This window comes from Streptomyces sp. NPDC088147 (assembly GCF_044741565.1).
Classification (GTDB): Bacteria; Actinomycetota; Actinomycetes; order Streptomycetales; family Streptomycetaceae; genus Streptomyces.
Genome location: NZ_JBIUSY010000002.1, coordinates 400,673 through 412,294, shown reverse-complemented (window position 1 = coordinate 412,294; position 11,622 = coordinate 400,673). Strand labels below are relative to the sequence as shown.

General features: G+C 70.8%; 13 protein-coding genes and 2 tRNA genes. 2 read left to right on the top strand and 13 right to left on the bottom strand.

Features of this window, described 5'->3' with window-relative positions:
- Positions 1–95: 95 nt before the first annotated feature.
- Positions 96–168, bottom strand: a tRNA-Ala gene (locus tag ACIOGX_RS07125).
- Between the two features lie 129 nt (positions 169–297).
- Here ACIOGX_RS07125 and ACIOGX_RS07120 point away from each other — a divergent pair.
- The gene (locus ACIOGX_RS07120; RefSeq protein ID WP_387015651.1) at positions 298–1,527 is read left to right on the top strand and encodes a glycosyltransferase 87 family protein; all 1,230 of its coding nucleotides are present in this window, start codon (positions 298–300) and stop codon (positions 1,525–1,527) included.
- On the opposite strand, the gene ACIOGX_RS07115 is transcribed toward ACIOGX_RS07120, so the two are convergent.
- The 8 genes from ACIOGX_RS07115 to ACIOGX_RS07080 all read right to left on the bottom strand — a co-directional run bounded on the left by ACIOGX_RS07115 (position 1,496) and on the right by ACIOGX_RS07080 (position 6,413).
- Complete coding sequence (locus ACIOGX_RS07115) at positions 1,496–1,729, bottom strand: hypothetical protein (RefSeq protein ID WP_356508258.1); 234 nt, start codon at positions 1,727–1,729, stop codon at positions 1,496–1,498. The two genes, ACIOGX_RS07120 and ACIOGX_RS07115, sit on opposite strands and share 32 nt — an antisense overlap.
- A gap of 400 nt (positions 1,730–2,129) precedes the next feature.
- Positions 2,130–2,202 (bottom strand) — tRNA-Ala (locus ACIOGX_RS07110).
- Positions 2,203–2,296: 94 nt separating this feature from the next.
- A complete protein-coding gene (locus ACIOGX_RS07105) occupies positions 2,297–2,950 on the bottom strand; it encodes a histidine phosphatase family protein (RefSeq protein WP_356508800.1) in 654 nt (217 codons plus the stop codon).
- Positions 2,947–3,432: a ribosome silencing factor gene (gene rsfS, locus ACIOGX_RS07100; RefSeq protein ID WP_401910987.1), complete on the bottom strand. Its 486-nt coding sequence runs from the start codon at positions 3,430–3,432 to the stop codon at positions 2,947–2,949. Before rsfS ends, ACIOGX_RS07105 begins: the two co-directional genes overlap by 4 nt.
- A gap of 98 nt (positions 3,433–3,530) precedes the next feature.
- A complete protein-coding gene (locus ACIOGX_RS07095) occupies positions 3,531–5,321 on the bottom strand; it encodes an LCP family protein (RefSeq protein WP_401910984.1) in 1,791 nt (596 codons plus the stop codon).
- Positions 5,322–5,340: 19 nt separating this feature from the next.
- Entirely contained in the window at positions 5,341–5,976 is a 636-nt protein-coding gene (nadD, locus tag ACIOGX_RS07090) for a nicotinate-nucleotide adenylyltransferase (RefSeq protein WP_129771089.1), read from the bottom strand.
- Positions 5,977–6,014: 38 nt separating this feature from the next.
- Positions 6,015–6,176, bottom strand: coding sequence for a hypothetical protein (locus ACIOGX_RS07085; RefSeq protein WP_165371967.1), 162 nt, complete (start codon positions 6,174–6,176; stop codon positions 6,015–6,017).
- Between the two features lie 84 nt (positions 6,177–6,260).
- Entirely contained in the window at positions 6,261–6,413 is a 153-nt protein-coding gene (locus ACIOGX_RS07080; RefSeq protein WP_165371968.1) for a hypothetical protein, read from the bottom strand.
- Positions 6,414–6,572: 159 nt separating this feature from the next.
- On the opposite strand from ACIOGX_RS07080, the gene ACIOGX_RS07075 reads away from it, so the two are divergent.
- Entirely contained in the window at positions 6,573–7,685 is a 1,113-nt protein-coding gene (locus ACIOGX_RS07075; RefSeq protein ID WP_401910980.1) for a M48 family metallopeptidase, read from the top strand.
- Between the two features lie 36 nt (positions 7,686–7,721).
- On the opposite strand, the gene ACIOGX_RS07070 is transcribed toward ACIOGX_RS07075, so the two are convergent.
- From ACIOGX_RS07070 to ACIOGX_RS07055, 4 genes are all read right to left on the bottom strand, one after another.
- Entirely contained in the window at positions 7,722–8,843 is a 1,122-nt protein-coding gene (locus tag ACIOGX_RS07070) for a hypothetical protein (RefSeq protein ID WP_401910978.1), read from the bottom strand.
- 130 nt (positions 8,844–8,973) lie between these two features.
- A complete protein-coding gene (locus ACIOGX_RS07065; RefSeq protein WP_129771092.1) occupies positions 8,974–9,564 on the bottom strand; it encodes a hypothetical protein in 591 nt (196 codons plus the stop codon).
- Between the two features lie 133 nt (positions 9,565–9,697).
- Positions 9,698–10,981, bottom strand: a complete 1,284-nt coding sequence (locus tag ACIOGX_RS07060) for a glutamate-5-semialdehyde dehydrogenase (protein ID WP_030352352.1) — start codon at positions 10,979–10,981, stop codon at positions 9,698–9,700.
- A gap of 72 nt (positions 10,982–11,053) precedes the next feature.
- Positions 11,054–11,569, bottom strand: coding sequence for a hypothetical protein (locus tag ACIOGX_RS07055; protein ID WP_356508270.1), 516 nt, complete (start codon positions 11,567–11,569; stop codon positions 11,054–11,056).
- Positions 11,570–11,622 lie beyond the last annotated feature (53 nt).

The following is an 11,622-nucleotide window of genomic DNA, read 5'->3' as shown; positions in this document are numbered from 1 at the left end:
ACACCCCAACAAAAAAAAACCCCCCCCCACCCCCCCCCCCCCCCCCCCCCCCCCCCCCCGCGGGGGGGGCCCCCCGCTTCTCGTACGTGAAGATGTGGAGCTAAGGAGAATTGAACTCCTGACCTCCTGCATGCCATGCAGGCGCTCTACCAACTGAGCTATAGCCCCTTGCTGTGCACCGCCCTCCGGGCTCTCCCCTCGGCGGCATCGCCAACATTACACGGTCCCTCCGGCTCACCACCAAATCGTTTCCGGTCTGAACGGATAAGACCGATACGCCCGGTACTGTCGGCGCTCGTGACTGTCGCCACGCTCCCGCGGACCACTTCCCCGAACCCCTCCGGCCGGCGCTCCCTCCTGCTCGCCGTCCCGGTCTGCCTGCTGTCCTTCGCCGCCTTCTGGGCGGCGCAGCGCGCGGCCGGGGTCTCCATGATCGACCTGATGGTCTATCGCGCCGAGGGCCGGGCGGTGCTGGACGGCCGGGATCTGTACGCCATGCGCGCGACCTCCGTACAACTCCCGGCGACCTACCCGCCGTTCGCCGCGCTGCTGTTCACCCCGCTCACGCTGCCGGACGTCCCCGGGCTGCGTACGCTCGCCACCGCCGGGAATCTGCTGCTCCTGGTCGTGTTCGCGCAGCTCTCCCTGCGGCTCACGTTTCCCCCTGACCGGCTCCCCCGGCCGTGGGTCACCGCGCTCTGGGTGGCCGCGGCAGCCGTCTGGTGCGAGCCGGTCTGGACGACCCTGCGCTACGGGCAGATCAATCTGCTGCTCGCGGTGGCGGTGATGTGGGACCTGACCCGTCGCGACGGACACCGCTGGGCGGGCGCGGGCACCGGTCTGGCCGCCGCGGTCAAGCTCACCCCCGCGCTGTTCGCCGTCCTGTTCCTGATCGTCGGGCTGGTACGGGCCGGGGAAGGGGGCCGGCGCCCGTGGCTGCGCCGGGCCGCGACGGCCGCGCTGGCCTTCTGCGCGGCGACGCTGGCAGCCGCCGCGGTTCTCCCCCGCGACTCACTCCGCTTCTGGTCCGTGACCCTCTTCGAGACACACCGGGTGGGCAGCGCGGAGAACACCGCCAACCAGTCGCTGCGCGGGGTCCTCGCCCGGCTGCTGCACACCGGCGAGCCCGGACTGTGGTGGACCGCCACGGCCGCCGCGGTGGCGGCGCTCGGCCTCGCGGCGGCGGTCGCCGCGGCGCTGCGCGGGGAGCGTGCCGCCGCCGTGGCCGCCTGTGCGGCGACGGCGCTGCTGGTCAGCCCGGTCTCGTGGTCGCACCACTGGGTGTGGTGCGTACCGATCGCGCTGTATCTCGGGGCGCGCGCCGGGGTCCGGTGGGCGCTCGCCGCGGCGCTGGTCTTCTGCTCGTACGCCCTGTGGTGGGTCCCGCACGGCACCGGCCGCCCCGAACTGTCCCAGGGCGCCGCCGAGATGGCGCTCTCCGCCCTCTATCCGCTGACGGCCGCCGCCCTGATCGGATACGTGGCCGTGTCGCTGGTCAGGCCGTGGCGAACGAGTAGAACCGCTTGAGCGTGCAGTGGTCGTCGAGGAGCCGGCCGTAGATCGGCTCGCCCTCCAGCTCCCGGTACGTCTCGATGGGGTCGCCCTTTATGATCAGCGCCCTCGCGCACTCCTCGCACCAGTACTGGTACTCGGGGTTGAGCGGATCCATGTCCCGGACGATCGGCGTACCACTGCCGCACCAGTCGCATTTACGCCTGTGTGCACCCATCACTCAGCTCCAGCTGTGGCCGCAGGCCGTGCACACGTAGGAAATTCCGCCATTGTCACCAAGTACTTGAGCCACATGGGGCGAACCGCACGAAGGACAGCTGAGGCCGGTACGCGCCTCCGCCGCGGCGAGCAGCTCATCGGGTTCCTCGACGCTGCTGGCGGACATGTGCGCGCTTCCTCCCCATGCGGTCCGTCGCCCCCCTCCGGCGGTCCGATTCTGCCACGCCGATGACTGGTGAGCAGCCTGAAAAGGCCTGCCTGTTAGGGCTTGTACCCGGTGCGGCGCCGCCGACCGGCGAGCCCGGGGGTGAGGAAGTGGGCGCGGTCGGGGACGAACGTCCCGAAACCAGAAATCCCGCCCCTTGCCAGGGACGGGATCCGGAGGATGAAACCGATTGTGGAGCTAAGGAGAATTGAACTCCTGACCTCCTGCATGCCATGCAGGCGCTCTACCAACTGAGCTATAGCCCCGCGTGTTCTCCGCGCTCAGCGCCGCGAACAAGAAGAACTTTAGCCTGCGACCAGCCGGAAAGTGAAATCCGGCCCGGTCGCCTCCGAGGCCCGTTCAGTCGTCGTCACCGAGGACCGGTTCCGGGAGGGTTCCGGCGTTGTGCTCCAGGAGCCGCCAGCCGCGCGCGCCCTCGCCGAGGACCGACCAGCAGCAGTTGGAGAGCCCGCCGAGCCCTTCCCAGTGGTGGGACTCCAGGCCCAGCAGATGGCCGATGGTGGTGCGGATCGTGCCGCCGTGGCTGACCACGACGAGCGTGCCGTCGTCGGGGAGCTTGTCGGCGTGGTGGAGCACCACGGGCGCGGCGCGCTCGGCCACCTCGGTCTCCAGCTCACCGCCGCCGCGCCGCACCGGCTCGCCGCGCTTCCAGGACGCGTACTGCTCGCCGAACTGCCCGACGATCTCTTCATGGGTCAGGCCCTGCCAGGCGCCCGCGAAGGTCTCACGGAGCCCGGCGTCGTACGCGATGTCGTGTCCGGTGATCGCGGCCAGCTCACGGGCCGTGGCCGCGGCCCGCCGGAGGTCGGAGGCGACGATCGCGTCCGGCTTCAGGGAGGCCAGCAGCCGGGCGGCCCGGTGCGCCTGGGCGACACCGGCGTCGGTCAGCTCGATGTCCGTGGTGCCCTGGAAGCGCCGCTCCAGATTCCACGCCGTCTGGCCGTGCCGCCACAGGATGATGCGGCGGCCCCTGCCGCCCTTGCCGCCGTTCAGCTCAGCTCACCGTCCGTGTCACCGACGGTCCCGGCGCGTTCGCCGCCGTCGCCCATCGACTCGGCGTGCTCCGCGGCCTTGCCCCGGGTCTTGACGGCGTCCTCGGGAAGCGGCAGCTCGGGGCAGTCCTTCCACAGCCGCTCCAGGGCGTAGAAGACGCGCTCCTCGCTGTGCTGCACATGCACGACGATGTCGACGTAGTCGAGGAGGATCCAGCGCGCGTCGCGGTCGCCCTCACGGCGCACCGGCTTGGCGCCCAGTTCCTTCTGGAGCCTCTCCTCGATCTCGTCGACGATCGACTTGACCTGGCGGTCGTTGGGCGCCGAGGCGAGCAGGAAGGCATCGGTGATCGACAGCACATCGCTGACGTCGTACGCGATGATGTCGTGCGCGAGCCGGTCGGCGGCCGCCTGGGCGGCGGCGTTGACGAGCTCGATGGAACGGTCAGTAGCGGTCACAAGCAGGCTTCCGTCGGTGGTCATGGAGATACCAAGGATCTCACGGACCACCGACAGCCGGTGCGGCACGGGAGCGGGGCCGGGCATCGCGCCCGGCCCCGCAGGTCCTGTCCCCGCCGGACTCAGTCGACCTTGTAGTCCTGGCCGAGGACGACGGACACATCCGCGTTCGTGGCGGCCTTGCCCTTCTTCACCGCGCCGGCCGGCAGTCCGAGGGTCTTGGCGACCTCTTCCGCCTCCGGCTTCCTGGCCTCGTCGCCGTAGGTGACCTGCGAGGATGCCACCGCCTCCGCCGTACCGGCGTCCACGAAGGCATAGCCGCCGTTGACCAGCGAGATCCGGGAGGACTCCGCCGCGTCCTGGTCGCCGGACGCGTTCTTCACCCCGACGCGCACGGCGGAACCCTGCTCCGGAGCGGTGACCGAACCGCCCAGGATGTCCTTCACCACACTCTCCGCCGCCTGCTCGCTGAGCAGGCCGTTCTGCTGGGTGGACAGCAGCACGGTCTTGTAGTCGCCGACCTTGGCGTGTTCGGCCAGCTTGGCGAGGGAGGCACCCAGGTCCTTCTCGGGCAGTGAGGGATCGAGGATCTGTGCCAGGGTCTCGACGGTGACGGTGGCGGCCTGCGGGTCGTCCGACATCTTCCGCAGCACCCCCTGGAGGACCTGGCCGAACCGCTGGAGCTGCTTGGCCTCCAGCTCGCCGGGCGCGCTGTACGTGGCGTAGGCGACGGCCATCTTCCCGTTGAGCGTCTGGTTCTCGCCCTTCTTGACCACCGGGTCGTCGCCCTTCTTCGCCCCGGGCACCTCGACGTCGGTGGTCAGGTCGATCGTGCCGACGAGTTCGACGAGGTTCTCCAGATACGGGGTGTCGAGCCGCCAGGTACCGGTGATCTTGGTGCCGAGGAGTGTGCCGATCGCCTCACGCGTTCCGTCCGAGCCGTCGTCGTCGACGGACTTGCCGAGCGTGGTGGAGACGCCGTCGTCATCGGCGACGGAGAGGGTGTTGGGCAGCAGGACGGTGGTGCCCCGGCCGGTCGTGGCGTTGTTGACCAGCAGCGCCGTGGAGGTGCCCTTCTCCTTGGTGTTGTGCAGATGCACCACGATCACATCGCGCTTCTGCGGCCCCGTGGCGGTGGTCTTCTTCTCGTCCGCGCCGCCGAGACCGGGCAGCTTGCCCGCGTACCAGAGATAGCCGACGCCGCCGGTGACCGCGAGGGCGAGAACGACGACGAGGGCCACGATCCGGCTGCGGCCCCGCCGCTTGGCCTCTTCGCGCCGCTCGGAGCGGCTCTCGGTGAACTTCAGCCAGTCGATGACGTCTTCGGAGTCCTCGTCCGGCTCCTCTATGAACGAGAACTGCTCGGTCCGGTAGTCACGGTCCTGCCCGTCGGGGCGCCGCTGCTCCGGTACGGGCACGGACGCGGGCGCCGGAGCGGGCACGGACGCGGGCGCCGGGGCGGGCGTGGCGGTCTGCTCGGGCGCCCGGTCCTCGGTCTGCCCCTGCTGCTGCGGGATGTTCCACTGCTGGGTGGTGTCGACGCCGACGGGCTGCTGCTGCCCGGTGTCGTAGCCGTAGCCGTAACCGTCGTATCCGTACCCCTGCTGCTGCGACGGCTGTTGCTGCTGCGGTGACGGCTGCGCGTACGGGTCGTACTGCTGCTGGGGCTGCGCGGACTGCTGGGGCTGGGGCTGGGACTGGGACTGCGGCTGGGCGTACGGGTCGTATCCGTACGCCTGTTGCTGCTGCGACGGCTGTTGCTGGTGCTGTGACGGCTGCCCGTAGGCGTCGTACTGCTGCTGCGGCGGCTGGGGCTGTTGGTACACCGGCTGCCCGTACTCGTCGTAACCGACGACCCTGGGCCGTGTGTCATACGGGTCGTACGGATCGTACGGCTGCTGCTGGTCGTTCACCGGTGCCCCTCTCCGTGGCTCATGCGCCGCGGTACAACTGCCGTTTGTCGATGTAGCGCACCACACCGTCCGGCACCAGGTACCAGACCGGATCGCCCTTGGCGACCCTCCCCCGGCAGTCGGTCGACGAGATCGCCAGCGCGGGCACCTCCACCAGGGAGACCCCGCCCTTGGGCAGTCCGTCGTCCGTCAGATCATGGCCCGGCCGGGTCACTCCGATGAAGTGGGCGAGCGAGAACAGCTCTTCGTGGTCCCGCCAGCTCAGGATCTGGGAGAGCGCGTCGGCTCCGGTGATGAAGAAGAGGTCCGCGTCGCCGTGGACGGCTCGCAGATCCCGCAGCGTGTCGATCGTATAGGTCGGACCGCCGCGGTCGATGTCACTGCGGCTGACCGAGAACTGCGGATTGGACGCGGTGGCGATGACCGTCATCAGATAGCGGTCCTCGGCCGGGGAGACCGCGCGCTGGCTCTTCTGCCACGGCTGGCCCGTCGGCACGAACACCACCTCGTCGAGGTGGAACAGGGCGGCCACTTCACTGGCCGCCACCAGGTGTCCATGGTGGATCGGGTCGAATGTCCCGCCCATCACGCCGAGTCGGCGCTTGCCACGACCGGATCCGGGTTCACGACCACCGGCCGCCTGCTGCTCTCCCATGCGTCCAGAGCCTACTGGCACAAGATGACGCCCCGGTGTCAGCGGTCGCGGTTGAAGCGGGTGGTGATCCACAGCAGCAGGAGCAGCGCGAACAGGGCGCCGCCACCGACGAGGTAGGGGTTGAGGCTTTCGTGGTTGCCGCCGCGCTCGGCGCCCTCGGCGAGCGTGACCAGGTGGGCGGCGGTACCGGTGAGGCTCATCTTCTACGGGCCCTTTTCTTCGCGGGTGGGAGCGGAGACTTCGCGCACATCGTATGCGGGGGCCTCGGGCACGCTCACGCCGACTCAGTCGTTGTGGTCGTTGTCGCGGTATCCGCGCAACAGGAACCAGGCGAGCAGGACGACTCCGACCATCGAGACGACCAGCACGATCCGCAACGTATCGCCCGGTCCCTGCTGGGCCGATGCGGCGGCGAGCAGTGTGAAGGTATCCGGCATGTCGGGTGTGCTCCTCGGTCTCTTCCGGCCGGTGCCCGGGGTGACGGCTCCCGGGAACACGGCCACAGGCCCCCGTCACACGGTAGACCCACCCCCTAGGGTGGGGGCCGTCAGGGGGACGGGCTGGGACTCGTATGAATATGAACAGGGGATATCCATATGACCGAAGACAGTCACGAGGCGGCCGCTCACGAGAACGTGCCGAGCAGGCAGCGCAAGCGCTTCCCGGGCATCTCCTCGCGGGCGTACGAACACCCCGCCGACCGCTCGGCGCTGGTCGCCCTGCGCAAGCTCACCGGCTTCGACACGGTGTTCAAGGCGATGAGCGGACTGCTGCCCGAGCGCAGCCTGCGGCTCCTCTTCCTCTCCGACTCCGTGCGGGTCGGCGACGCGCAGTTCGCCCATCTCCACGCCATGCTGCGGGACGCCTGCTACATCCTGGACCTGGAGAAGGTTCCCGCGATGTACGTGGCGCAGGACCCGAAGCCGAACGCCATGTGCATCGGCCTGGACGAGCCGATCATCGTGGTCACCACCGGGCTGGTGGAGCTGCTCGACGAGGAGGAGATGCGGGCGGTCGTCGGCCATGAGGTGGGCCACGCGCTCTCCGGTCACTCCGTCTACCGGACCATACTTCTCTTCCTCACCAACCTGGCGCTCAAGGTCGCCTGGATCCCGCTGGGCAATGTCGCGATCATGGCGATCGTGACGGCGCTGCGGGAGTGGTTCCGCAAGTCGGAGCTGTCGGCGGACCGGGCCGGACTGCTGGTCGGTCAGGATCTCCAGGCCTCGATGCGCGGTCTGATGAAGATCGCCGGGGGCAATCACCTGCACGAGATGAACGTGGACGCGTTCCTGGAGCAGGCCGCCGAGTACGAGGCGGGCGGCGATCTGCGCGACTCCGTGCTCAAGATCCTCAATGTGCTGCCGCGTACGCATCCCTTCACGACGGTGCGCGCGGCCGAGCTGAAGAAGTGGGCGGAGAGCCGCGACTACCAGCGGATCATGGACGGCCACTACCCGCGCCGCCAGGACGACAAGGACACCTCGGTCACGGACTCGTTCCGCGACTCCGCCGCGCACTACGCGGACACGGTCCGCGGCAGCAAGGACCCGCTGATGAAGCTGGTCGGCGACATCGCGGGCGGCGCGGGCGACCTGGGCGGCAAGCTGCGCGACAGGTTCACGGGCGGCGGTGGCGGGAACGGCGGCCGTGCCACGGGCGAGGGCTCCGGCGGCGACGCCGGGGACCAGGGCCCCGGCAAGAGCTGACCCGTACGGAGGGCGGTCCGGGCCCGGCGGGCCACCTCAGGTGGCCGGGCTCGGTTCCGCCGCGCGGGACAGCGTCCCGCAGAGCGCCGTGCCGGCCGGGCCCGTCGCGTACGGGTCCGTGGGGGCCGGTTCACGGACCGTCGCCCGCTGGCCCGCCAGCAGGGGCCGCAGCGTCCTCGGCGGCTCCGCCGAGCACGCCTGCGGCCCGGCCTGCACCTCACTGGTCAGCAGTCGCGCCGTATGGCGTGGCAGCGCGTCCAGGTCGAAGCGGAAGCGCAGTTCGCGCCGGACGGTGAAGAGCGAGGCGTCCCGTACGGGCCGCGCGTCGGAGCCGGCCGGGCGCAGCGCGTAGACGAAGACATGGTCCGAGACCACCTCCAGCGTCCCGGGCGAGGTCTCCTGGTAGCGCAGCGTGCCGTGCACCCGCACCTCGTCACCGGCGCGGGCCACCTTCGCCGGGTCGAAGCGGACCAGCCAGCCGGTCGGGGCGTGCCGGCCGTCGTCGGAGGGCGCGGCGAACCCGGCGTCGAACTGGTCGAGCTGGCCGGGGTCGAGCAGCACCCGCACCGGCCGTTCCGAGCGGCCCTCGATGACGTCCGGGTCGAGCGAGGACGCCACCAGATAGTCCTTGACGGTGGTCAGCGCGGCCATCACCTGGCTCTCCGAGAAGCCCCCGGTCTCCCGGACGGCGGGCATCGTGATCCCGGCCGCCCCCACCCGGAAATGCGCGGCCGGGCTGCGCGCGAAGAGATCCGCGGGGGTGCCGCCCGGCACGGGCCCCTCGGGAGCCAGCGGGATCACCGACATCCGCACCTGGTCCACGGAGCGTCCGGTGGCCGGCCGGTAGGGATTGCGCAGGCCCAGATAGACCGCCGTACCGAACGCCAGGACCACCACCAGGACCAGCAGCAGAAGCTGTCTCGATCCCCGCCGGAAGAAGCCCTGGCGGCTCCGCCCCTTGGCGGGTGGCGGAGGCTGCGCCGGAGGAACCCTCCGTACGGCGTCGGCGTGGTCGGTCATCCGTTCCCGCGCCGAGAACTCCTTGAGGCGGGCCTCCCGGATGAAGGATTCGTCGAAGACGACGGAGCGGTACTCGTCGTCATCGCCGCCGGGCAGCCCGTCGGGTTCCCCCTCGGGTGGGTCTCCACGCCCTGCCATACCTTCAGGGTAGGTCGGCGGGGCCGAACGTAAACGCCGGGCAAGCCGGGAAGTTCCGGGAGGCACGCGATCGGCCGTTCAGGTCGTACCGGCCCGTTCCGGAGGTGTTCAGGCGGCGTCCGGAGCGCGCTCAGGGCGTGCGCGGGACGGCGGAGACCGCCGGCGCCGACTGGTTCGCGGACGCCGAGGGGATGCCCGGCGCCGGCTTGTCGATCCCGGTCGTGGCGGGCTGCGGCACCTTGCCGTCGCGGCTGTTGGAGGCCCCGCGGTAAACGGCCGAGAACGCCAGCGCGACCATCCCGATCCCCATCAGCAGGGCGAGCAGCCAGGCGACGGGCCGGTGCCAGCGGGCGGCGCCTCGGTACGGCCGCAGCGAGCCGCCGTGGCGTCCGTACGGCCCGGAGAGCGCGTCGGGGTCGTCGGGGTCGTACTCGCCGTTGTAGCCGGGTTCGGGCCCGTACGCGCCGTCCCGGCCGTACACCTCTTCGTACAGCTCGTCCTCGGGCCGTCCCCCGCCGGACCGCGCGCGGGCCGCCTCGGCCTCGGCGCGCGCCTGGGCGGCGGCCAGCAGCCGTTCCACGGCGGAGGGTTCATGGATGGTGGCGGCACTGACGAAGTCCTCGTCGAAGACCACGGGGGCGAAGTCCTTGTCCGCGCCACCGCGGTCGTCGTCGGGCTCCCAGCCGTCCGGGAACGGCCTGCCCCCCACGTCGTCCGGCACCCCTTCAGGGTAGACCTGGCGGGTCGTTTTGGGCAGGCGGAGTCCGAACTCTCCCGGCTCCGTCTTCGTCACATCGCGGTTCCGGCGCCCGTCCGTCGCGACGGAAGCCCCTGCCGTATCAGGGGCCCCACGGCTATCGCGTGTGGCCGTCGCCGATCACGATGTACTTCGTCGAGGTCAGCTCCGGCAGCCCCATCGGCCCCCGTGCGTGCAGCTTCTGCGTGGAGATTCCGATCTCCGCGCCGAAGCCGAACTGGCCCCCGTCGGTGAAGCGGGTGGACGCGTTCACGGCGACTGTCGTGGAATCGACCAACTGGGTGAATCGGCGGGCGGCGGCCTGCGAGGTGGTGACGATCGCCTCCGTGTGACCGGACGACCAGAGCCGGATATGGGCCACGGCGGCGTCCAGCGAGTCGACGACCGCGGCGGCGATGTCGTACGAGAGGTACTCGGTCTCCCAGTCCTCCGCGGTCGCCGGCACGATCTCCGCCTTCGAACCGGCGCCGTACGCGAGCACCCGCTCGTCGGCGTGGACTGTGACCCCGGCGTCGGCCAGCGCGTCCAGCGCGCGCGGCAGGAACACACCCGCGATGTCCTGGTGGACGAGGAGCGTCTCGGCGGCGTTGCAGACGCTGGGCCGCTGCGCCTTGGAGTTGATCAGGATCTCGACGGCCATGTCGAGATCGGTCTCGGCGTCCACATAGACATGGCAGTTGCCGGTGCCGGTCTCGATGACGGGGACGGTGGATCCCTCGACGACGGTACGGATCAGGGAGGCGCCGCCGCGCGGGATCAGCACGTCGACCAGGCCGCGGGCGCGCATCAGCTCCTGTACGGCGTCCCGGCCCTCGCCGGGCACGAGCTGGACGGCGTCGGCGGGCAGCCCGGCCCCGCCGACGGCGTCGCGCAGCACCCGGACGAGGGCGGTGTTCGAGGAGATCGCCGAGGAGGAGCCGCGCAGCAGCACCGCGTTGCCCGACTTCAGACAGAGCGCGGCGGCGTCCACGGTGACATTGGGGCGGGCCTCGTAGATGATCCCGACCACGCCGAGCGGCACCCGCACCTGGCGCAGGTCGATGCCGTTGGGCAGCGTGGAACCGCGGACGACCTCACCGACCGGGTCGGGCAGCGCCGCCACGTCCCGTACGTCCGCGGCGATGGCCCGCACCCGTTCCGGTGTCAGCGTCAGGCGGTCGATGATCGCCTCGCCGGTCCCGGCCTCCCGGGCCCGCGCGATGTCCTCGGCATTGGCCGTGACGATCTCGTGGGTACGTACTTCCAGCGCGTCCGCGATCGCCAGCAGCGCGTCGTCCTTGGCCGCGCGCGGCAGCGGCGCGATATCGGCGGCCGCGGCGCGGGACCGGTAGGCGGCCCTGGCGACCGGGGAGAGGTTGTCGTACGGCGAGAGCGAGGTCATGCCCGCAGGGTAGTGCGCGTCCTGCGGGCATTCCGCACGTATTCCGGACTCCGAGACACTTCCGGAGGGAGATCAGAACGGATGAACGCCCACGGGGGCCGCCGGCGGCGGGCCGTAGCCCTCGGCGATCCGCTGGTGATACGTCTCACGGTCGATGACCTCGAGCCCGACGATCTTCCACGGCGGCAGCTTGGCGCTCGACCGGTGCTCGCCCCAGAGGCGCAGCGCGACGGCGGCGGCGTCGTGCAGGTCCTGGGCCTCCTCCCAGTACCGGATCTCCGCGTGGTCGCCGGCGTATCTGCTGGTCAGGAGGAAGGGATGGTCATGGGCCAGCTGTTCGAGGCCGCGCCGGACCTCCGGCAGCGGAGCCTCGGCGCCCGAGACGCTGAGCGTGATGTGCCAGAGCTTCGACAGCGCACGGCCCTCCGCGCGTGCGTCCGTTCCCGATACGGCCTCCCGCTCTTGCTCGTCGTCGAAGTCGTCCCCCGCTTCGACGCTGGTCAGGGCTCGTTCCTCGCCCGCGGCCCTCCGGGCGTGGGCGCTCCTCCCGGTCCCTCGGGGCACCGCCCCCGGGCGCGCTCGTCTCACCAGCGGCCTCCTGTTGATGCGTTGTCGTGCTGTACCCCGTCTGTACCCCTGGG